The following is a 22,876-nucleotide window of genomic DNA, read 5'->3' as shown; positions in this document are numbered from 1 at the left end:
CAGCCTAAGCACAAGGAAAGAGCAGAAACGGGTAAAATCGAATAGACGAGTCACCCAGAAGCGCTCCACCTTGCGAAACGTCCGACTGTGGACGTTTCTGGTGACAACCCAGGGGATTCAGCCCCTGTAGCCGACAGCCAACACACCGTGATGTTGACCACCTCGGCGTCGCTCCCCCTGATGTGTTATCTCTGGATACGGTTCCTCCAACACACTGCCTGGTCGACGCGCCTCTTCTGGCTTGCGCACAGGTGCGCAAGTAGCGCGCATAGATTTAGCGATTTCTGGCCCTGCTGTCAATGACCGTCACGGGACAATTTTTCATGCAGAGCGCACCGGATAACAAATTTTGCCTAATCTCTGCGACTACAGTGCTAAATGGCTTCAGCAACGTCGTCACATTCTGATGCGGCACAATGTTCGTGGGCTGCCGTTGCGCCATACTTTTCAGCCTTTCGCCCATGGAAACAGTCCGAATGATTGCCGCATCATCCACTGCGAAACGGGCTGTATTCGTGCGCTGACACCATCGCACTGACAAAGTTTTTCCTTTCAGTTGCAACTGTGGTCATACTGAAATGCTAACCGGGTACGATGCGACCCCGATGGAATGACGGTTCTTAATATCAACAAGAGTGTTGCCATGAAAAATATCAATCCGACCCAAACCGCAGCCTGGAAAGCGCTGCAAGAGCATTATGAACAGATGAAAACGGCGAAAATCGCCGACCTGTTTGCCCAGGATGCCGATCGTTTTGCTAAATTCTCAGCCACCTTTGACGACCAGATGCTGGTAGATTTCTCGAAAAACCGCATCACGCAGGAGACGCTCGATAAACTGCTGGCCCTGGCAAAAGAAACCGATTTAAGCGGCGCGATTGCGTCCATGTTCTCGGGCGAAAAAATTAACCGGACGGAGGATCGCGCCGTCCTGCACGTCGCCCTGCGCAACCGCAGCAATACGCCAATCAAGGTGGATGGCAAAGATGTGATGCCTGAAGTCAACGCGGTGCTGGCGAAAATGAAAAGCTTCTCCGAGCGCATTATTGGCGGTGACTGGAAAGGTTACACCGGCAAACCGATCACCGATGTGGTGAACATTGGTATCGGCGGTTCCGATCTGGGGCCGTTTATGGTGACTGAGGCACTGCGCCCGTACAAAAACCACCTGAACATGCATTTTGTGTCCAACGTTGACGGTACGCACATCGCCGAAACGCTGAAAGACCTCAGCCCCGAAACCACGCTGTTTCTGGTGGCGTCAAAAACCTTTACCACCCAGGAAACCATGACCAATGCGCACAGCGCACGTGACTGGTTCCTGAAAACGGCCGGCGATCAACAACACGTTGCGAAGCACTTTGCTGCGCTCTCCACCAATGCTAAAGCCGTGGGCGAATTTGGTATCGATACCGACAATATGTTCGAGTTCTGGGACTGGGTCGGCGGCCGCTATTCGCTGTGGTCGGCCATTGGCCTGTCCATTATTCTGTCGATTGGTTTTGAGAACTTTGAGCAGTTGCTGAGTGGCGCGCATGCCATGGATAAGCACTTCTCTACCACGCCAGCCGAAAAGAATATCCCCGTTCTGCTGGCGCTGATTGGTATCTGGTATAACAACTTCTTTGGCGCGGAAACCGAAGCTATCCTGCCTTACGATCAGTACATGCACCGTTTTGCAGCCTATTTCCAACAGGGAAATATGGAGTCGAACGGGAAGTACGTTGATCGCGCAGGCCAGCCGGTGACCTATCAGACGGGCCCGATTATCTGGGGTGAACCCGGCACCAACGGCCAGCATGCGTTTTATCAGTTGATTCACCAGGGCACCAAACTGGTACCTTGCGATTTTATTGCACCTGCCATCAGCCACAATGCCCTGGCCGATCACCATCCTAAGCTGCTGTCGAATTTCTTTGCTCAGACCGAAGCGCTGGCATTTGGTAAGTCACGCGAAGTGGTGCAGAAAGAATTTACTGATGCGGGTAAATCGGCGGAATCTGTCGCGCACATCGTGCCGTTTAAAGTGTTTGAAGGGAACCGCCCGACCAACTCAATTCTGTTGCGCGAAATCACGCCATTCAGCCTGGGCGCGCTGATTGCGCTCTACGAGCATAAGATCTTCACCCAGGGGGCAATTCTGAATATCTTCACTTTTGACCAGTGGGGCGTGGAATTAGGCAAACAGCTGGCTAACCGTATTCTGCCGGAGCTGGAAGATGACAGTAATATTACCAGTCATGACAGTTCGACTAACGCCTTAATTAACTGCTACAAGAAATGGCGCTAATCGTATAGTGACAGAGGCGGCCTGCCGGCCGCCTTTTTTTTGTCATCACGATCGGGCACGCTGCTTTTTATCTGAAAAGCCTGCTGGCAGACTGGAAAATTCTTAAAATGCACTGCGGCAATTCTGAACCTCGCGCTGCGCAGAGCGTATCACCCTACTAAAAACCGGATCTAAAACGGTAAGCCAATGCTTCTTACCTCTTGTTTTATAAGGTGATTGGATTTTACGCTTATTCAGGTAATTCCGATTATTCTCATTCCGTACCAAAAGATACTAAATAAGTAGAAACCGCTTTGCTTTCCTCTTACTCACAGACAAATATCCGGCCTTTCACGGTAAATTCACCAATTTAAAATAAGTTAACGCTGAATCCGCTTAATTTGCCCCGTTTTTTTACGCGTCATTTACCAGGTTTTAAGACTACTCAACTCTGGTATTTTGTTGCCCTATACTGGACGCGCCCATAATGGGTCTGTCCTTCGGTTTGCGATAACCGTTTATTCTGTTTCGCGAATGTGTTGGATAGCAATCCTTCATTCAACCAATGTAGGTGTTGTTATGAAAAAACGCATGATTGCCGGTCTGGCATTACTCGTCGCCGTCTCTTCCAGCGCTTATGCGGCACCGGAAGAAGCTGGTGCCGCAGCAGGCGCACAGGCGGGGACAATCTCCGCAGGTACGACTACCGCTGTAGGTATCGGCGTGCTCGGCGCGTTAGTAGGACTCGGCGTTGCCGCTTCTGGCGGTGGTGACGGGGCAAATACGGGTACAACTACCACGACCACAACGGGCACCACACGTTGATGGGTACCCTGATTCTTTAGGCTGCAGCAAGGCCGCGAACGTGTGAGTCGTGATGCATTTACGCAGGTGAGTGTGTTGCGACGAGGACGCCAGCGTGTCGGCAGCTGAAAGAACAGAGGTATGGGAGCATTAATCATAACCACACATTCGTGTGGTTATTTTTACTTTGGCATCATTTATCAGGGACACATTGTGCGCCAACTTCCGCTGCTGCTCGTTTGCCTGCTGCTGCAGGCCTGTACACAAACGCAAAAAGGACTCGAACAGACGGTGATAATGGCCATCGAAGGGCCAAAAGATGTCACTGTCACGCCTCAGGAAATTGATGCGCTGCCCTACGCCAGCCTGTATGCACGCATTAATGACGGCCCACGCATTTTTGTCGTGCTGGGTTACAACGAAAACGGCCAACAAAAATGGATTACGCGCGACCAGTCGATGCTGGTAACGGCCCACGGCAGGCTGATTAAAACGCTGGGCCTGCCCGACAACCTGATGAACGTCAGTAACCTGCAACAGGATCCGCTGGCGAAAGGCCTGTCGCTGACCAACGGCCAGCACTGGACGCGGATTGTGCAGTGGACCGGGCAGGGCAAATTCCAGAGCGCCACCGTCAGTTCCACTTTCGAGCGTGGCGATGATGAAGTTCTGACGATTGCCGGAAACCGCATCCCCTGCCGCGTCTGGCATGAGGCGTTACGTATCGACAGCCTTGGCCGTGAGTGGCAAAACACGTTCTGGATCGATAACAGCAGCGGTCAGGTCGTGCAATCCCGACAGATGCTTGCTGCCGATACCTTCCCTGTTGAAATCACCATTCTGAAACCGGCGAAATCATGAAAAAAATAACGCTATTGTTGGCAGGCGTGAGCCTGCTTACCAGTCTGGGTGCCCGTGCCGCAGGTCAGGTTACCGTCCATGCTCCGCAGGACACCGCCAGCGTGCAGCTCAATCGGGTCGAAAATCTGGCGCAGTTGGTGACGCAGCCCGCATTAATGGCCCGAACCGACTGGCGACGGGCCGTGATTGCTGAGCAGGGAGCGACAGCCCAGGCCCGGCAGCAGTATCAGCAGGCCCTGGCCGCGCTGCGTACCTGGCGGGCCGACAGCAGTGGTGAACAAGCCGCCGCCATTGACGCGGTGATTCGGCAGTTCAGCAACATGAAGGTGACGGGCCGTCAGTTCGTCACGCTGGATCCTGATCGCATCCGGCTGCATTCAGCAGACAACCGCCGCCTGGACGGGCGTTATGATCTCTATCTCACTCAGCCCAGTCATCATGTGCTGCTGCTGGGCGCGATTGCCGGAGCCGGACGCGAAGCCTGGCAACCGGGCAAGTCCGTGCGGGAATACCTGCATGACCATCCACGGCTGGCCGGCGCAGAACGCAATTTCGCGGTTGTGATTGCGCCAGACGGAACGACGCAGAACGTCCCGATTGCTTACTGGAACCATCGCCATGTCGAACCTGAACCTGGCAGCATTATTTTTGTGGGCTTTTCCTCATGGAGCCTGCCAGGCGCCTTTGACGATCTGAATAGCCGCCTTGTTTCTGTTCTGACTCACCGGATACCAGACTGATGAAAAAACGTTATCTTCTCAGCCTGTTGGCTGTTTCAGTAGCAAGCGCCTGCCAGGCGCAGGCGGAAATGTATGAGGCGCCCGTCACGCCGTCACAGTCTGATTTCGGCGGCGTAGGGCTGATGCAGGTACCGACCGCGCGAATGGCAAGAGAAGGCGAATTCAGCCTTAACTTCCGCGATAATGACCAGTATCGCTACTATTCCGCCTCATTACAGCTTTTCCCCTGGCTGGAAACGACTGTGCGCTACACCGATGTGCGGACACGACGTTACAGTGCGGTAGAGAGTTTCAGTGGTAATCAAAGCTATAAAGATAAAGCCTTCGATCTGAAACTGCGGCTGTGGCAGGAAGGATACTGGTTACCTGAAGTCTCGTTCGGTACGCGCGATCTTGGCGGTACCGGCTTATTTGACAGTGAATATCTGGTCGCCACCAAAGCCTGGGGGCCCTTTGACTTTACGCTGGGCTTTGGCTGGGGCTATCTGGGCAACAGCGGAACCGTTTCCAACCCCTTCTGCTCTTACAGCGACAGCTTCTGTCAGCGCCCGGGCGTGGGACAGGCTGGCTCGATTAACGGTTCTCAGATGTTTCACGGCCCTTCTGCCGTGTTCGGCGGTATTGAATACCAAACGCCGTGGCAGCCGCTGCGCCTGAAAGTGGAATATGAAGGCAATGATTATAAAGATGATTTTGCCGGACGCCTGCCGCAGCGCAGTAAAGTTAACGTCGGTGCGATCTACCGCGTAACTGACTGGGCGGATATCAATGCCAGCTATGAGCGCGGCAATACCTTTATGTTCGGCTTTACCATCCGGACTAACTTTAACGATATGCATCAGGATCATATCGACAGCCCTAAACCGGCCTATGATCCGCATCCGCAGCCGAAATTGCTGGAGACCACGGTGACAGGCAATCAGCTGTCTGCGCTGAAGTACGACGCAGGCCTGGCGGGCCCGAAAATCCAGACCAAAGGCAATACGCTGTATGTATCGGGCGAGCAGACCAAATATCGCGATACCCGCGAAGGGGTCGACCGCGCCAATCGTATCATCATGAACAACCTGCCGGACGGCATCGATACGATTAACGTCACAGAGTCGCGCTTCAATATGCCGCAGGTGACGACAGAAACGTCCGTTGCCAGCCTGCGTAATGATCTGACTGGCTACCCGTTAGGACATGAGCAGTCTCTGCAGCAGGTACGCAAAAATCCGGTCGATCCGGGTCAGACCGAGCAGGGGATGTTTATTCGCAAAGATCGCCTGGATTACGGTCTGTCTCCGGTACTCAATCAGTCTGTCGGCGGCCCGGAGAGCTTTTATCTGTATCAGGTCGGCGTCATGGGCAACGTCGATTACTGGCTGACCAATCATCTGCTGGTCAGTGGCAGCCTGTTTGCTAACGTGGCAAATAACTATAACAAATTCAACTACAACGGTGCCCCCGCCGATTCCACCCTGCCCCGCGTGCGTACGCATATTCGTGACTACGTTGAGAACAACGTTTACGTCAACGATCTGCAGGCTAACTACATGGACTATCTGGGCAATGGTTTCTACGGCCAGGTCTATGGCGGCTATCTGGAAACCATGTACGGTGGTGTCGGGGGCGAAGTGCTTTATCGTCCGGTGGACAGCAACTGGGCGGTGGGCGTAGACGCCAACTATGTGCGCCAGCGTGACTGGAACGACATGATGCGGTTTACGCATTACGAAGCCCCGACCGGCAACCTGACAGGTTACTGGCGGCCGTGGTTTGCGGAAGATGTGTTGGTTAAGGCCAGTATCGGCCAGTATCTGGCGAAGGATAAAGGCGTCACGCTGGATGTCTCTAAACGCTTCGACAGCGGCGTCATGGTCGGCGTCTATGCGACCAAAACCAATGTCTCCTCTCAGCAGTACGGCGAAGGCGACTTTACGAAAGGTTTCTACATTTCCATCCCAATGGATCTGTTTACCGTGACGCCAACGCGTGGCCGTGCGCAGATTAACTGGGTTCCGCTCACCCGCGATGGCGGTCAGATGCTGGGACGCAAGTACCAGCTGTATGACATGACCTCGGATCGCGATGCGCGGTTCAACTGATAAAGAGGGCAGCCTGCGGGCTGCCTTCTTTTTTGTCTGCGTCGTCCTCAGCTGAAAGGCCCGCGCGCCACGCCGCTCACCGACGTGTTTTTACAGCCGCATAATCTTTCATCCGATCGTGCTGGCTTTGCGCCACCGCAACATAGCGGCTGGCAGGATAACTAAAATATCTGCCTCACCTTAACGCGCCTGACCACATCGCAAATTACCCCCACAGGTTTCATTCCAGCGTGTGCCTCCACATCCGGTCAGGCCCGGCGGATTGCGGAGACGGAGAGCAGGTCTGACCAGCGCACCAGCGTTTGCATTTACGGTGATTAAAACGAAAATGGTTTCCACTATGTGAAAGGAGAGACTCTATGGCTACGCCTGTTGCCGCCAAACGCGGTAAAAAACCTCGCAGCACGTCGGCACCTCCCGCTCCGGCTGGCGGTCAGGTTCAGTCACTGACACGGGGGCTGACGTTGCTGGAGTTGATCGCCAGTTCACAGGGTAGCGTGGCACTTACCGAACTGGCACAACAGGCGGGTTTACCAAACTCGACCACCCATCGTCTGCTGACCACAATGCAGCAGCAGGGCTTTGTACGCCAGGTGGGCGATCTGGGTTTCTGGACAATCGGCGCGCATGCGTTTGTGGTTGGAAGCAGTTTTTTGCAGAGCCGCAACCTGCTGGCGCTGGTGCATCCGGTGTTACGTTCACTGATGGAGAGTTCGGGCGAAACGGTCAATCTGGCGGTGCTGGACCTGAGCGACTTCCAGGCGGTCATTATTGACCAGGTACAGTGCACGCAGCTCATGCGCATGTCCGCACCGATCGGCGGCAAGCTGCCCATGCATGCTTCCGGAGCGGGCAAAGCCTTTCTTGCCCATCTCAGCGACGACAAAGTGACCGCGCTGCTGCACCAGAAGGGCCTGCATTACTACACACCCAATACGCTGATGTCTCCGCAGAGCCTGAAAACTAACCTGGCACAAATACGTACCCGTGGATTTTCTTTCGATGACGAAGAGCATGCGCTCGGCTTGCGTTGCGTGGCGGCACCCATTTATGACGAACACGGCGAGCCTTTTGCCGCGCTGTCGATTTCGGGTCCAATTGCCCGCATGACTGACGATCGCATTACCGAACTGGGCGCGCTGGTCATTCGGGAAGCGCGCCAGGTTACCCAGGCTTACAGCGGTCGTTAAGGAACGGGCTTCGCGCCGTGCGCGAGTCCGGAAATCGACGCGTAGATCACTGGCGCGATCCAGCGCGCCAGTGGCTGATGGCCTGTCATATCAGGCGCTTAGTAAACCTTTATAGACGGCATCACGCACCATCACAGGAAACTGCCCATTCACCCCCTCCGGTGTGGTATTGGTCATGGCGACCACGCACAGCGCGTTTTGACGATCCACGAACCAGGTGTGTCCATACGCTCCACTCCACGACAGTGTACCGGCTGACTGAGGCGACAGGGCAGCATCCGGATCCACCAGCAGTGCCCAGCCCACACCAAATCCCCATCCCGGCCCCTGCGTAGCCCAGTTTGCCGTCACGTGTTCCTGCGTCATGTAGTCAAAACTTTCACGCGTGATTAGCGGCGCGCCTTCACGCCGGACGGTTTCCAGCACTTGCATAAAATCGAGGGCCGTTCCTGCCATACCGCCGCCGCCGCACGGCCAGGCATCGGGTTTGAGAATACGGCCGGGGCTAAAAATCGCGGTGCCTTCACCGAAAGGGATCTGCTGATTATCACGCATGACTGAAGGCACCGGGTTGTCGTCCGTGTAGACCGTGGTTAATCGCGACGCGTCTCTGACGCTAAACAGCGTGTCTGCCATCCCCAGTGGGCTCGTTATATGGTGATTCACCAGTTCTGGCAGGCTTTTACCGGTCGCCCGCACCATGATTTCACCGAGGACATCGATGCCCAGGGAATAACGCCAGCCGGTGCCGGGACGGAACTGTAACCGGGTGCCCGCAAGGCGCTGCAGATTCTCTTCCAGGGTGAGTCCGGGCTGATAGTCGATGCCGTCTGACACATTGCGTGAGTGATAAAGCGAATCCGCCGGGGCGGAATAACGATAGCGTAAACCTGACATATGGCTCAGCAAATGCCGCACCCGGATAGTGGCTGGCTCACCGTTCTCAAGGCAGGGACGGAAATCCGGAAGCCAGCGGGTGATATCGTCGTCCAGTGTGATATCCCCTTGCTCGATCAGGCGCATGGCGGTCAGGCTGACAATGGGTTTGGTGAGTGACGCAAGACGGTATATCGCATCCACAGACATGGCTTTATTTTGCTCTCTGTCCGCCCACCCCGCCGCCCGTTGATAAATCAGTTTTCCCGCCTGAGCCACCATCACTGTGGTACCCACAACACGCTGGCTATTAATCGCATGATCAATAACCGCATCCATTGCGGCTTCGAACTTTGCCGGGGCAGGAGAGAGTCCAGAGGTAAAATAAAACATAATGAAGTCCTTTTTTAATCAGAAGTAATGAAAAAGATAAAACATCCAATCTCAGGCAATATTTAATCTTTAAAGAATGTATTCACTTAGATAATTTAATAATGAAAAATAAAAACCAAACCACAATGGTTAAACTAGATAACATCTCATCATTAAATAACACACGTCTTACATAATAACTCTCTCCCATTTTCAACTGGTCAACCAATAGGGAATTTGAGTCTACCTTATCGGCATCCATAGTATTTGTGACCGACCTCTTTTTTTTAAAAGGGCAGAATGATTACCATGCTCTACGCCGAAAATACGCGTATTAACGCATCAGTACAAATAACAGCGCGCCTTTTAGAGAACACAGAGCGGGGCATTATTCTGGTCAACCAAAATTTACCACGCTAAATAACGGCGTTAAAAATTATTATTTATTTAACAAAAAATACTCACCTGCATTAAAGACTGACAACGCAAACACACACCCGCGTTGTTTATTCTTTAGAGCTTTATTTAAAAGTTCGCATTACTTTTTCACGCTTATACGACACCTGAATGCGTCTGAGCGCCACTCCGATTTTATTAAGGGAATATTATGACAACGTTAGCACAGCCCGTGCGCAGAAAAGTGGGGACAGGCACCGCCATTGGCTATGGCATTACTGATATTTTTGGCGGTGGGTCCATGGCTTTAATCGGTACATGGTTACTGTTTTTTTATACGACGTTCTGTGGGCTTTCAATGCTGGAAGCCAGCTCAATTTTTGCTATTGCCCGTATTATTGATGCCATTCTGAGTCCGGTGATGGGATATATCACCGATAAATTCGGCAGTACCCGGCTCGGTAAGCGCTTTGGTCGCCGTCGCTTCTTCCTGCTCATCAGCGCGCCAATGATGTTTGTTTACGCGCTGGTCTGGGTCAGCGACATGAACTACTGGTACTACCTTGGCACCTACCTGGCGGTAGAACTGCTGGTTGCCATGGTGCTGGTACCGTGGGAAACCCTGGCGGCAGAAATGACCAATGATTTTGGTGAAAGAACACGGATGGCCGCCATCCGCCTGACATTTTCTCAGGTAGGAACCTTCCTGACCGCTTCGGTGCCGGGCATTGTGATTCAGTATTTTGGCCAGGATTCGGCGCTGACCTATACCTACACCGGTATTATGTTTTCCTGCCTGTTCTTTATTGTGGTGTTGATTACCTGGTATTGTACCTGGGAGTCAAAAGATATGAACCCGGAAGAGTTTGAACGGCGCAATACGGGTCCCAGCCTCGGATTATTGAGCCACCTGAAAAATATGTTTGTCGAGTTAATGACAACATTCAAAATAAAAATATTCATACAACATTTAATTATCTATATCTCTTCATTTACTGCACTGGATATTTTTATTGCTGTCTTCGTTTACTTTGTTGTCTACGGTTTAAATCTGGATGCGGCCAACGCGTCGGCCTATCTTTCCATTGCGACGTCCGTCTCCATTCCTTCCACGCTGCTTTTCATGTTTATGCTGGATAAACTGAATGTCAGGCCCGCCTACGCCATGCGTATTTCCTACCTGTGTATTTTAGGTGTGCTGGGTTATCTGATTTTAATGTTTATCGGCCATTCGGCAGTGTCGTCATGGTGGTTGACCACGCTCATTTTTGTCCTGCTGGGTTTTGGCCGTGCGGGGCTTTACTTTATCCCCTGGAATATTTACAGCTTTATTCCCGATGTGGATGAAATGGTCACGCGTCAGCGGCGCGAAGGCGTTTTTGCTGGCGTCATGACGTTGATGCGAAAAAGTACCGTGGCCGTCGCCATTATGGTGGTGGGTGCGGTACTGGAACACAATCATTTTGTTAAAGGCCAGTTAATTCAACCGGAAAGTGCGCTCAATGCGATTACCGGGCTCCTGGTCTTCGGCACCGGCGGTCTGTTACTGATCAGTTTATATATGACCTTCAAATTTAAACTGACACGCGAAACGCATCGGGTATTGGTGAATGAAATTGATCGCCTCAAGGCAGGCGGCGATAAAGCCGACTGCACACCCGAAACCAAAGAGGTCGTGAAAGCCCTGACGGGCTACGACTACGAGCAGGTCTGGCAACAGGATAAATGCACCCGGCCTTAATCTGGTCGGGTTGACGCGGGTCAGGAAAGGTAAAACGCAAGGCATGCGGATAACCGCCCGGCCCGACGTCATCCGGCTCTGTTCACATACGGTATGGATACGTGATGAAAATTGCCCTATTTTGCATTCTGCTTGTCAGCCTGTTTTTCCCGTCCTCTCCGCTTTATGCTGCCGCGATTAATGACGATGAGGACAGCCTGCGCATTCGTCTGAAAAACGATTTTCGGCGGGCCGACAAACCCAGCGCGGGTTCAGATCGTCATATTTACGCCTGGGTACAGGGTGGGCTGATTGATGTGAATACGCGCTATTACAATGACGTCATCGGCGTGAGCGCGGGAGCGTATTATGTGTACAAGCTGGGTGCAAACGCCGGCTGGAGCACCCGCTATTATCTGGACGGTCACGACAGCTTTGGTGTGGCCATTGGCGCGGTCAAACTTAAACCGGCAGAGAATCTTCGCCTGACGCTCGGGCGGTTTGGGACGGATTATGGTTACGGCAGTCTGCCCTGGCGCATCCCGTTGATCGCCGATAATTCGTCACGCACGATACAGACGATTTCTGAAGGTGCACTGGCCCACTTTGAGGCGACAGAGAATCTGGAATTCTGGTCAATGTGGCGTAAGCGCGCGTTCTATTATGTCGACTCTGCCACGGGCGTGCGTGATGAAGGCGTGATTAACAGCACAACAGGGAAATACCATCCCCATCGGAGCCGCGGCTATCTGGTGGGATCCTGGCACGATGCTTCTTCGCGGTATTCACTGGGTGCCTCTTATCAACAAGATGTATCGACTCAGGTGCAAAGCATCGTCGAAAAAACCTATGCCTTTGCTGACGATCGCGCACTCAAATGGGAGCTGATGGGTTTTTATGGTCAGGTTGAGGGGATGAGTAAGCCTCTCAGTTATCACCACGAGACGGCGTTGATTTCCGGGCGATTAACCTATTCGTTTGCGAATGCCCGGTTATTTGGTGCCGTGGGTAAGCTTACCCATGATATTGATGGTCGCATTATCTATACGGATATTGGCTATCCCGACTCGCTGAGTATTGATCGCAATAAAGAAGGCATGCTGTCTGTTCAGCTTGGCGGGCAATATTTCTTCACCCCGAACGTCGGCGTTATGCTGGGCCCGATTCTTACTCACGGTTATGAAGACAAACAGCGCCATACCAGAATCAACGGAGTGGGCCTGATGGGCGCGATCCTGTACAACGTTGCAGAGGGCCCGTTTAAAGGCCTGAACATGTATATTGCCGCCGACAGAGCCAGGGAGAAGCGCCCCGGTAGCTCACTGGGTGACCGGCTCAATTACTGGGATGTGAAAGCCGGTATGCAATATGACTTCATGCTGAAGTAACAAATCATCAGATGAAGTAGCCTGTATGTTTCCAAAGTGGCATCTCTTGATGCCGCTTTTAATTATTCTCGCAATTTATTGTTAATTAAAGAATAAAACGGCGCGCCAACGCGTCATCCTGCTTATCTTAACGTGCGCTGAACCCTGTTATCCCGATCGTGAGGTGGTAAAATTTTTGCCGCAACGGTATCTGACGGGAGCATCACTATGAGATCTGTCTCTCAGCAACGTCCTTATCAGCAAGTCGCCGCAAAAATCCGGCAGCGCATTGTGGAAACGCCCTATCGCCCGGGCGGGCGCCTGCCACCCGAGCGTGAAATGGCTGGCATGCTTAACGTCAGCCGCACCGTCGTTCGCGAGGCGCTCATTATGCTGGAAATCGAAGGGCTGATCGAAGTCAGACGGGGAGCCGGTATTTACGTCACAGCGCACAGCTCTCCATGCCGTATTAGTGAGGCAAATCCCTCCTTTCACAACGATGCCGGCCCGTTTGAGCAGCTTCAGGCGCGACAGTTGCTGGAAAGCAATATCGCGGAGTTTGCCGCCCTGCAGGCGACACGGGCGGACATCATCAAAATGCGTCAGGCTTTGCTGCTGGAAGAACGCGAGCTGACCTCGTGTTCGCTGGGAAACCCGGAAAAAGGTGATATGCACTTTCATCTGGCCATCGCTGAAGCCACGCATAACAGTATGCTGGTCGACGTATTTCGCCAGTCATGGCAGTGGCGCGAAAACAACCCTATGTGGATTCAGCTGCACAGTCATCTTGGCGATACCCAATACCGTAAAGCGTGGCTGGTCGATCACCGGCAAATTCTTGCCGCGCTGATCAAAAAAGATGCCCGCGCCGCTAAGCTGGCTATGTGGCAGCATCTGGAAAATGTGAAGCAGCGTTTACTGGAATTTTCCAACGTGGACGATCTCGACTTTGATGGTTATCTGTTTGACTCCTGGCCGCTGGCAAAGAGTGACGGCTGAAGCGGTTCCCGTTCCTGGTCGGGGTGCTCTGGGATTTTATGCCGCGGTGCAAGCCTGCTGCCATAGCGCACACAGAAGCGCTGGGCGGGCTGCCAGGCAATAACATCCTCAATATGCCCCTGCGCAATGCGCCGCTGCTGGGCGCGCCACCAGCTCGCGTCAAAAATTTCCGGATGCCGTTGCTGGAGCAGCGCCCCGACTTTCGGCTCACTGCACAGGGCATAACGAAAGGTTTCAGGAAAAACATCATCTGGCCCAACGCTGTACCAGGGCTCGGCGCTTAACTCGTCCTCCTCGTAACGCGCCGCAGGCACGTCACGGAAATGGAGTTCCTGCATCGGGCGAATCTCATCGTAGTCATAAAACACCACGCGTCCATGACGGGTGATGCCAAAATTTTTAAACAGCATATCACCGGGAAAGATATTAGCGGCAGCCAGTTGTTTGATCGCGTTGCCATATTCTTCAATGGCCTGAGCACGTTGGCTGTCGCTGGCCTCAGCCAGAAAAAGGTTAAGCGGCTGCATACGACGTTCCAGCCACAGATGACTGATGATCAGGCGATCGCCTTCAATACGCATTTTTCCGGCAATCGTATTCTGGAATGCCACCAGCAGTGCCGGCGTAATACGTGCGAGCGGCAGCGCAAACTGTTCAAAGGCCTGCGTGTCAGCCATGCGTCCCACACGGTCATGTTCTTTAACCTGCTGATAGCAGGCCCTTACCTGCTCTTCCGTGACCTCTTTTTGCGGAGCAAAGCGATCTTTGATGACTTTGAACACCCGATCAAAGCCCGGCAGCGTAAAGACCAGCATCACCATGCCAGGGATGCCTGGCGCAATCTCAAAGGCGGCATCCGTTTGCTCCAGCGCCTGCAGATATTCCCGGTAGCTTTCCGTTTTGCCATGTTTCTGGCAGCCGATGGCCATATAACGTTCTGCCAGCGTTTTACCCGGTAAGACAGGCTTCAGCCATGCGACCAGCGCGCCGGGTAATGGGGCATAAACCATGAAGTACGCGCGGGCAAAGCCGAACACGATGCTGGCCTCGTTCACATCCGTCAGGCAGGTATCGATCCACAATTCACCTTGCTCGCTGCGCTGAACCGGCAACAGGCATGGCAGGATAGCGTCGGGCAGATGCAGGCGAGCCACGATCCAGGCGGTTTTGTTGCGGTAAAACAGCTCACAACAGACGTCCAGCCAGCCCTGTGCCAGTTGCGCGGAAGAGAACGCCTCATGCAAATGGCGTACAATCCAGGCTTCATCGCGCGCCTGATCCTGCCAGGGCAGCGTCAAAGGCACATCGCGTAGCACCTCATGCAGCAGTGTTTGCCAGCCCCGATCGGGCCGATAGGTTCGCGCCAGTGGACGCGAAACCTGACGTTGTGGCGCAGGCGGTTGCGAGCTGAAGATAAATAACCGTTCCGGCTGTAATGCATGGTGACCATGCAGCCGGCAGTAAACGGAATTGAAAAAGCTTTCAGCAATTTCATAACGCGGATAACCGGGTAACAGGGTTTCATAGTGGTTTTTGATCTTCAGCCAAAAAGCATCGTCCCAGTGCGCCGCCCCGTTCAGTGCGCGCAGTTGATCGGCAACCAGCGCCACATGGTGGTCATAAAGATGAATTCGTGCCTTCATAGCCTGCTGTACGGCCAGCCACTCAGCCTGTTCAAAACGCTGCTGAGCACCCGCCGTAATATCAAGAAAACGGCCATACTGCGCATCGAAGCCCTGCAGAATGGTGTGCGCGATTAGGGATTCACGTGGCGGCATAATCCACTCCTGAAAAAGCCCGCCCACCGTTACCGGGCGGGAAAGACACAGACTTCACTCAAAACTGATGCTCTTCGGTCGATCCGGTCAGCGCCGTAACGGAGGACTGACCGCCCTGAATAATCGTGGTGACCTGATCGAAATAGCCGGTGCCCACTTCCTGCTGATGCGAGGAAAAACTGTACCCCCGCTCCCGGGCAGCGAACTCTGGTTGCTGGACTTTTTCAACATAGTGACGCATGCCTTCGCCCTGAGCATAAGCCTGTGCCAGGTCGAACATGTTGAACCACATGCTGTGAATACCGGCCAGGGTAATGAACTGGAAGCGATAGCCCATCTCACTGAGCGCCTGCTGAAAGGCCGCGATGGTGCTGTCGTCGAGGTTCTTTTTCCAGTTAAACGAAGGCGAACAGTTGTAAGCCAGCAGTTTACCGGGAAAGCGGGCATGGATGGCTTCGGCGAAGCGCTGCGCCATCGCCAGGTCGGGCGTCGACGTTTCACACCACAGCACGTCAGCATAAGGCGCATAAGCCAGACCGCGGCTGATAGCCTGCTCAATGCCGGCATGAGTGCGGTAGAAGCCTTCCGCGGTACGATCGCCACGGATAAACGGACGGTCATAGTCATCGCAGTCAGAGGTGATCAGGTCAGCGGCATCGGCATCCGTTCGCGCCAGCAGAATGGTGGGAACACCCATCACATCGGCGGCCAGGCGTGCAGCAACCAGTTTCTGTACGGCCTCCTGGGTAGGCACAAGTACCTTGCCTCCCATGTGGCCGCATTTCTTCACGGCCGCAAGTTGATCTTCAAAGTGGACCGCTGCTGCCCCTGCGCTGATCATCGCCTTCATCAGTTCAAAGGCATTCAGTACGCCACCAAAACCCGCTTCGGCATCCGCCACGATGGGCAGAAAATAGTCGATAAAGCGGCTGTCGCCCGGTTCAATGCCGTTGGCCCATTGAATCTGATCGGCACGTTGAAAGGTCTGATTAATCCGGGTGACAACCTCAGGCACCGAGTTCACCGGATACAGCGACTGATCGGGATACATTTGCCCCGCCAGATTGGCATCGGCGGCTACCTGCCAGCCAGAGAGGTATATGGCTTCTATTCCGGCTTTGGCCTGCTGCAATGCCTGACCGCCGGTTAAAGCGCCGAGGCTATTGACGTAACCTTTGCGCGCGCTGCCATTAAGTAATGACCAGAGTTTACCGGCACCCCGCTCGGCCAGCGTACAGGCTGGCAGAACTGAACCGCGCAGCGAGATAACATCTTGTGCGCTGTAAGGGCGGGTAATTCCCTGCCAGCGTGCTTCCTGCCAGTCTTGTTCGAGTTGCTGAATCTGTTGTGTACGTGTCATGGCAACCACTCCTTATGTCAGGGAAGCAGGCGATAGCCCGGCAGAGTAAGAAAAGGAACCAGTTCGTTTTCGGTAGTGATTTGCGCCATTAATCGCGCTGCTTCCTCATAACGACCTGAACTGAACGTCTTATCACCCAGATTCATCTGCAGCGTGTGCAACTCATCGTTGAGCAACTGCTGAAACAGCGACGCCGTGACCTGCTGCCCATCGCGCAGGGTTTTCTTGTGATGGATCCATTGCCAGATAGAGGTACGGGCGATTTCGGCGGTGGCGGCATCTTCCATCAGGCCGTCAATAGGAACGCAGCCGTTGCCGCTAATCCAGGCTTCGAGGTATTGCAATGCCACACGGATATTGGCGCGCATCCCTGCTTCCGTTCTATCGCCTTCGCAGGGCGCCAGAAGCTGTTCGGCCTGCACCGGAGCGTCTTCGTGGCGCAGAACATGAAGCTGATTGGGGTGATCGCCCAGCGCCTGGTTAAACACCGCCATTGCGGTATCGGCCAGGCCTGGATGTGCGATCCAGGTGCCATCATGTCCGTTACTGGCTTCGCGCTGCTTGTCTTCCCTGACGCGCTGCAACACCCACTGATTACGTGCGCTGTCTTTACTGGGAATAAGCGCTGACATACCGCCCATAGCAAAGGCACCGCGGCGATGACACGTTTTAACCAGCAACCGCGAGTAAGCATCCAGAAAAGGCTGAGCCATGGTCACGGACTGACGATCAGGGAGAACCCGATCTTCATGTTCCCGTAATGTTTTGATGTAGCTGAAAATGTAATCCCAGCGCCCGCAGTTCAGGCCTACGATATGATCGCGCAGATTCCACAGAATCTCGTCCATCTGAAACACGGCGGGCAGCGTTTCAATTAAGACTGTGGCTTTAATTGTGCCTCGCGCCAGATCAAAACGATCCTCAGCGAAGCTAAAGATCTCTCGCCACCAGGCCGCTTCCTGCCAGCTTTCCGTTTTAGGCAGATAAAAATAGGGACCGCTACCTTTCGCCAGGAGATTCGTGACGTTATGAAAAAAGTAGAGTGCAAAATCAAACAGTCCGCCAGGAATGGCATTGCCCTGCCAGCTGACATGTTTCTCTGACAGATGCAGTCCGCGTACCCGACACATCAGGACAGCCGGATCGGCGCGAAGCTGGTAGATCTTGCCTGTCTCGCTGGTATGAGACAATGTGCCAGCCACGGCTTCACGCAGGGTTTGCTGCCCTTCCATCAGCTTTTCCCAGGTCGGTGCCAGGGAATCCTCAAAGTCAGCCATAAATACTTTTACGTTCGCATTCAGGGCATTAATTACCATTTTGCGATCCGGCGGTCCGGTAATCTCCACGCGACGATCCCGTAAATCCGAGGGAATACCGCGAATCGTCCATTCTCGCTCTCTGATGGAAGCCGTTTCCATTTCGAAATCAGGTAACGACCCGGCATCGTACTTTTCTTGTCGTGCCTGTCGCGCCGCTAATAACGTATCGCGTTGGGGGGCAAAACGGATAACCAGATCCTGTAAAAACGCGACGGCCTCTTCAGTAAGAAGCTGTTTTTCAAGATGATAAAAGGGCTTCTGGAAGTGTAATTCGTGGGTAATAACTGAGTCTGTCATGCTTGCTCTCTCCTGTTTACAGGCAGATCAACATGGTCGATCCACAAAAAGGGTGATTAGTGAGCTACAGGATCAGAGCATATGTATTTTAAATGTAAAATCAAAAACTATTTCCATTTTAATTAAATATTATATTTATAGCATTGAAATTTATGGTTTTATTTTTACTTTACTTTAGGTAATGCCTTTCAAAGCTTTTTAAGGACGAAAAAAAACCGTGTTGCCAGCCAGCTAACACGGTTCAGTTGTAATGAAAGTGCGCTTATTCCAGCGTCGGATTCATATGGCGCAGATCAAACGGCGTAATTTGATAGACGTAATAGTTCAGCCAGTTTGAAAACAACAGGTTTCCATGGCTACGCCATGTGGCGCGTGGATGACGCTGCGGATCATCGTGGGGGAAGTAATTGTACGGCACGTCAGGGTTCAGCCCTGCGTCATAGTCGCGCTGAAACTCTCCCGCCAGTGTTAACGCATCATATTCCGGGTGACCCGTAACGAACACCAGCCTCTTGTCCTTGCTTGCCATCAGGTAGGCACCGGTTTGTTCCGATTCAGCAAATAATTCCAGATCGGTGTAATCGGTGATCAGCTGAGTGGGGAAATCCGCATAACGCGAATGCGGAGCGAGGAAATTATCATCGAATCCCCGCGTCAGTAAGGCATGGGGATGAAGAATCTGATGTTCAAATACGCCTGCAAGTTTCGTCTGTCGGGTTTGTTTAGGAATACCATACAAAATATTCAGTGCTGCCTGTACAGCCCAACAGACAAACAGGGTCGAGGTAACATGATCTTTCGCCCACGCCAGCACCTGCTGTATCTGGGGCCAGTAGGCGACATCGTTAAATTCAACCAGGCCCAGCGGCGCACCTGTAACGATTAAGCCATCATAGTTATCGTGCTGGATGTCCTCAAAGTTACGGTAGAAATTATTAAGGTGATCGCTGGGTGTGTTACGCGATTCACGGCTGTCGATACGCAGCAACTGGACATCAATCTGCAAAGGTGAGTTAGAGAGCAAGCGCAGGAACTGGTTTTCGGTCTCAATCTTTTTAGGCATCAGATTAAGTACCAGAACTTTAAGTGGGCGGATCTCCTGAACACTGGCGCGCGACGACGTCATCACGAAGACATTTTCGTTACGTAAAAAATTCACTGCCGGTAATTCATCGGGAACCCTGATTGGCATGACTTAATCACCTCTTGTAACCATATATACGTTTAGACATCCAGACAGCCAAAGATAACGGCTCTTTTGCTAAATGTCGAGTCTGCATATCGACAGGTGAAAAAGTTTCAAGGCACTGTTACAGCCCGCACTGGCGGGTCAGAGACAGGCTTTACCTTGTGCGGGCTTTCTGGAACCAGACGGTGGCAAAAAACCGTAACGCCGCAAAATACGCTGTGCCTCATCTGTATGGAGGAAGGCGGCAAGCGGCATGGCGGAGGGTGAAAGAGTGGCCCAGCCGTATTGCGCCCGTACGTTGTAAGCAGGAGGAATATTAAGCACCAGCAGGGACTGGTGATGCCTCAGGCGGGGCGCATAACTGGCATAGCCAATAAACAGTTCAGCGTAGCCTTCATCAATGAGCCACTGGGCTGCCAGTCTGCCAACAGGAACAGGCAGACTGTCCGGGCCACCAACCAGGGCGTTTGCTTTGTTCCGGATTCGGCTGCCCTGACCGGGATATCGCTGCTCAATGTTTTCGAATAACTGCCACGTGTAATCCCCTGAGGGATCGTACAGGGGCGTTGAGGTTGCCAGCCGTAAATCATCACGTTGCAGTAATGACAGCCAGTCGTCTTCTGCAGAGACATCCTCCCGCCTGGCAGTCAGACACAGCCTGTTATCGATGAAATGACCGGTGTCCTCTGCCGGACCTTGTCGCGACAGGCTTGTGGGATGCTGCAGGTTGGCCGAAACAAACATGTCACCGACTTCACCCTGTTCGATGCGCTGACGCAGTAAACCAGCCGGGCCATAGTGTGTTTGTGTCGTTATGCCGTATTCCGCGCTGAACGCGGCAACCAGCACCGGCCATACATCGCGCAGACTACCGGCCGCCAGAATCTGGAGAGGTTTCATGATAGGCGGTCCGGTAAAAGCGACGATACCAGCGGTCGGCCCGCTGCTGCATATCCACATCGCGAAATTTGTCAGGATAGAGTTTTTTCGCCATCCACAGTTCACCTAACCCTATGGCTTCTGGCATCGGATAGCCCCATGCCTTGGCATAGTCAGGCATCAACCAGACACGGTGATGTTTGACAGCATCAATGGTCTGCCAGAGCGGATCGTGCTGAATCGCCTGAACAACCTGCGGATAGCGGTTCTGCACAAAAATTACCTGCGGATTCCAGACCACCACCTGTTCCATGCTGACCTGCCTGAAACCCTGAATAGTCGATGCTGCCACGTTCAGTGCGCCAGCATGGGCCATCATCAGCCCCGTATATTTCCCGGCACCGTATGTCGTCAGACTGGGATTGGCCATATAAGCGCGTACACGCTGCTGTTCAGGGAGATCGTGGAGACGATCAGTCACCTCTTTACGCCCCGCAAAGGCTGCTGAGATGAGAGCTTTGGCCTGCTGCTGCCTGTTCACCACCTCACCTATCAGGGTGATGCCTTCCTTTATCCCGAGATCGTAGGCCTTATCTTCATTTTGCATACTGGGATTAATTTCGCCCTGCTGCCCGGCGTCATCGTGACGCAGTGAAATCGCCAGTACAGGAATGCCCAGTGCGGAGATCTGGTCAATCATCTCTTTCGGCGCATAGTTGGTGACGAATACCACCTGTGGATGCAATGCAATTAGCTTTTCCAGATCAACATGGGTCAAATCACCCAGCATTGCTTTATGCGTCAGCTCAGGCACCAGCGTTGCGTAATTGTCCCCTAACTGCTGTTTCCAGTTAGCCAGTATCCCTACAATTTTATCTGTCGCATTTAACTGCACCAGAAGATTCAGCGTCTGGTGCTGAAGCACAACCACGCGATCAACCCGATCCGGGATTGTAACGTTACGACCAAGCTGATCGGTCACGATGCGGCTGGCGTAGCTGTTCCATGCGGTAAAGATAAGTAAGCCTGTAAAGACGAGGTGATTCGGTCTGATTTTCAATGAAGGTCCCCTGTAGCGTAATGTATTTGATTATATAGCGATGCACCGCGACAAGGTAAACAGTGGATGCGCCTGTCGTTGTCACGGGTCTGCGTGGCAGGGATGACTGTCGGTGTCGTGGCATTTTCGATGCAGGGCGCGCCTGACAGACAGCGCCAGCCCATTGGTTCGGTTTGCTGACCCTGAAATGCGCGTATGCCCTGACATCGCTCTGCATGCTGATATCCACTTAAGAGGGCATGTTTTTAGCTGAGACAAACTACAAAAGATGAGAATAAATCGGCAGGATTAGTGCGTACTCAGCAAATACGCTTTATCCTGGTGCATTTAACCTGTTTACTTATGATTAGGGCCTGAAAATGTCAGTTCAAAATAACGTCCCCATTGTTGAAATATGTTATTTCCGTATTAAATCCCTACACAGTTAACCTGATGATATTCACTTTTACACACTGCAATTAATCTTATCAGCTTGATATTAATTAGAGCACACGACGTTAATTTTAGATCGCGTTCCTTTTGCTAATTTGATTTTAACGGAGCCAGACAGACTCCTTCATCAACCGGAATCAAGGGGTAATGTTATGAAAATCAATAAAGTATCATCAGCCGCTGCGGCTGTAGCATTGACACTGATGTCTTTTGGTTGTTTCGCCGCAGAAACGGTCTCTGCCACCTCGTTAACGCTGGATGGCGCGGTTTCTAAAATCGCCAGACAGGCTAAACAGCAGGGCGAGCATTTTAAAGTGATTAGTGCTGACACGAATAACTACGCACACGTCACCGCTGAATTATATAAATAATGTCAGTAAGTGAAATAAAAAGCCGGTTTTAAAACGCCTCCCGGCGCTTTAATTACCGGCTTTTCAAACTTTTTTATTCATATCTTACCGTGCCGACGTATATTTCCCTGCATTAACACGTAATTAAATCACCAGTATTTAGCCCCTGTACGTCCCATCTTTTCTTCCAGTAAAACGAATGCGCCCAAAGTCACGTTAAGCACAGACATAACTGTTTCTTGGATCACGGCAGGGGTGACGCGTTCGTTTGATTTACTGGTTTTGATATTGAAAGAGATCGGATGTCATAACGTCGGGATGATGGCAGGCTTACCCTGTTTCACGACATTATTTATATTCAGGAAAGGAGGCGGAAATACGTCATAAGCCATCGTTTCATCGCGTTGCTATAAACGGGATGAGAATGGGCTGACAGTCGACGGAGGGTTCCGGCATAACGGTTCCGCGCGCCCGGTCAGGCAGCAACAGAGATCTGTGAAGCCCGCAGAGGCCCGGCAGCCCCGGACG

The 22,876-nt window shown here is 52.7% G+C and carries 17 protein-coding genes and 1 riboswitch; of the genes, 10 read left to right on the top strand and 7 right to left on the bottom strand.

All coding sequences use genetic code 11. The annotated features are described in order from the left end of the window. Positions 1–50 precede the first annotated feature (50 nt). Positions 51–244, bottom strand: a riboswitch (Lysine riboswitch). A gap of 399 nt (positions 245–643) precedes the next feature. The 6 genes from pgi to iclR all read left to right on the top strand — a co-directional run bounded on the left by pgi (position 644) and on the right by iclR (position 7,954). Beyond that, the gene (gene pgi, locus RAC60_RS15540) at positions 644–2,290 is read left to right on the top strand and encodes a glucose-6-phosphate isomerase (RefSeq protein WP_006121544.1); all 1,647 of its coding nucleotides are present in this window, start codon (positions 644–646) and stop codon (positions 2,288–2,290) included. Positions 2,291–2,848: 558 nt separating this feature from the next. Next, positions 2,849–3,094, top strand: a complete 246-nt coding sequence (yjbE, locus tag RAC60_RS15535) for an exopolysaccharide production protein YjbE (RefSeq protein WP_006121543.1) — start codon at positions 2,849–2,851, stop codon at positions 3,092–3,094. 192 nt (positions 3,095–3,286) lie between these two features. Next, positions 3,287–3,934, top strand: coding sequence for a YjbF family lipoprotein (locus RAC60_RS15530; RefSeq protein ID WP_006121542.1), 648 nt, complete (start codon positions 3,287–3,289; stop codon positions 3,932–3,934). Beyond that, complete coding sequence (locus RAC60_RS15525; protein ID WP_375093988.1) at positions 3,931–4,674, top strand: capsule biosynthesis GfcC family protein; 744 nt, start codon at positions 3,931–3,933, stop codon at positions 4,672–4,674. The genes RAC60_RS15530 and RAC60_RS15525 overlap by 4 nt, the downstream gene beginning before the upstream one ends. After that, complete coding sequence (locus tag RAC60_RS15520; RefSeq protein ID WP_006121538.1) at positions 4,674–6,764, top strand: YjbH domain-containing protein; 2,091 nt, start codon at positions 4,674–4,676, stop codon at positions 6,762–6,764. The genes RAC60_RS15525 and RAC60_RS15520 overlap by 1 nt, the downstream gene beginning before the upstream one ends. Before the next feature lie 359 nt (positions 6,765–7,123). Beyond that, positions 7,124–7,954 carry a glyoxylate bypass operon transcriptional repressor IclR gene (gene iclR / locus RAC60_RS15515; RefSeq protein ID WP_039339083.1) on the top strand — a complete coding sequence of 277 codons (831 nt, stop codon included), beginning with the start codon at positions 7,124–7,126 and terminating at the stop codon, positions 7,952–7,954. Positions 7,955–8,044: 90 nt separating this feature from the next. Here the strand turns inward: iclR and RAC60_RS15510 are convergent, their stop codons facing one another. Next, positions 8,045–9,223 carry a serine hydrolase gene (locus tag RAC60_RS15510; protein WP_033738936.1) on the bottom strand — a complete coding sequence of 393 codons (1,179 nt, stop codon included), beginning with the start codon at positions 9,221–9,223 and terminating at the stop codon, positions 8,045–8,047. A gap of 586 nt (positions 9,224–9,809) precedes the next feature. On the opposite strand from RAC60_RS15510, the gene RAC60_RS15505 reads away from it, so the two are divergent. The 3 genes from RAC60_RS15505 to uxuR all read left to right on the top strand — a co-directional run bounded on the left by RAC60_RS15505 (position 9,810) and on the right by uxuR (position 13,684). Next, positions 9,810–11,339 carry an MFS transporter gene (locus RAC60_RS15505; protein ID WP_375093987.1) on the top strand — a complete coding sequence of 510 codons (1,530 nt, stop codon included), beginning with the start codon at positions 9,810–9,812 and terminating at the stop codon, positions 11,337–11,339. Positions 11,340–11,443: 104 nt separating this feature from the next. Further along, positions 11,444–12,706, top strand: coding sequence for a glucuronide uptake porin UidC (gene uidC / locus RAC60_RS15500; protein ID WP_006121536.1), 1,263 nt, complete (start codon positions 11,444–11,446; stop codon positions 12,704–12,706). 207 nt (positions 12,707–12,913) lie between these two features. Continuing rightward, positions 12,914–13,684 (top strand): Uxu operon transcriptional regulator, encoded by a 771-nt coding sequence (gene uxuR / locus RAC60_RS15495; RefSeq protein WP_039339087.1) that lies wholly within the window; start codon positions 12,914–12,916, stop codon positions 13,682–13,684. Here uxuR and aceK read toward each other — a convergent pair. The 6 genes from aceK to RAC60_RS15465 all read right to left on the bottom strand — a co-directional run bounded on the left by aceK (position 13,642) and on the right by RAC60_RS15465 (position 21,566). After that, complete coding sequence (gene aceK, locus RAC60_RS15490; RefSeq protein WP_283788224.1) at positions 13,642–15,462, bottom strand: bifunctional isocitrate dehydrogenase kinase/phosphatase; 1,821 nt, start codon at positions 15,460–15,462, stop codon at positions 13,642–13,644. The genes uxuR and aceK overlap by 43 nt on opposite strands. Positions 15,463–15,520: 58 nt before the next feature. Beyond that, a complete protein-coding gene (gene aceA, locus RAC60_RS15485) occupies positions 15,521–16,822 on the bottom strand; it encodes an isocitrate lyase (RefSeq protein ID WP_058702324.1) in 1,302 nt (433 codons plus the stop codon). Between the two features lie 17 nt (positions 16,823–16,839). Beyond that, entirely contained in the window at positions 16,840–18,438 is a 1,599-nt protein-coding gene (gene aceB / locus RAC60_RS15480) for a malate synthase A (protein WP_039339090.1), read from the bottom strand. Between the two features lie 262 nt (positions 18,439–18,700). Beyond that, entirely contained in the window at positions 18,701–19,630 is a 930-nt protein-coding gene (metA, locus tag RAC60_RS15475; RefSeq protein ID WP_033738928.1) for a homoserine O-succinyltransferase, read from the bottom strand. Positions 19,631–19,768: 138 nt separating this feature from the next. Then, positions 19,769–20,527, bottom strand: a complete 759-nt coding sequence (locus RAC60_RS15470; protein ID WP_375093986.1) for a substrate-binding domain-containing protein — start codon at positions 20,525–20,527, stop codon at positions 19,769–19,771. After that, on the bottom strand, positions 20,496–21,566 hold the full coding sequence (locus tag RAC60_RS15465) for an ABC transporter substrate-binding protein (protein WP_110268089.1): 1,071 nt from the start codon (positions 21,564–21,566) through the stop codon (positions 20,496–20,498). The genes RAC60_RS15470 and RAC60_RS15465 overlap by 32 nt, the downstream gene beginning before the upstream one ends. Before the next feature lie 584 nt (positions 21,567–22,150). On the opposite strand from RAC60_RS15465, the gene RAC60_RS15460 reads away from it, so the two are divergent. Continuing rightward, positions 22,151–22,369 (top strand): YdgH/BhsA/McbA-like domain containing protein, encoded by a 219-nt coding sequence (locus tag RAC60_RS15460; RefSeq protein ID WP_006122329.1) that lies wholly within the window; start codon positions 22,151–22,153, stop codon positions 22,367–22,369. Positions 22,370–22,876: the final 507 nt, after the last annotated feature.

The sequence above is a fragment of the Pantoea sp. BR_17 genome (assembly GCF_041955125.1).
GTDB classification, from domain to species: Bacteria; Pseudomonadota; Gammaproteobacteria; order Enterobacterales; family Enterobacteriaceae; genus Pantoea; species Pantoea stewartii.
The sequence above is the reverse complement of the archived record's forward strand: the minus strand, read 5'-3'. Positions and strand labels throughout refer to the sequence as shown.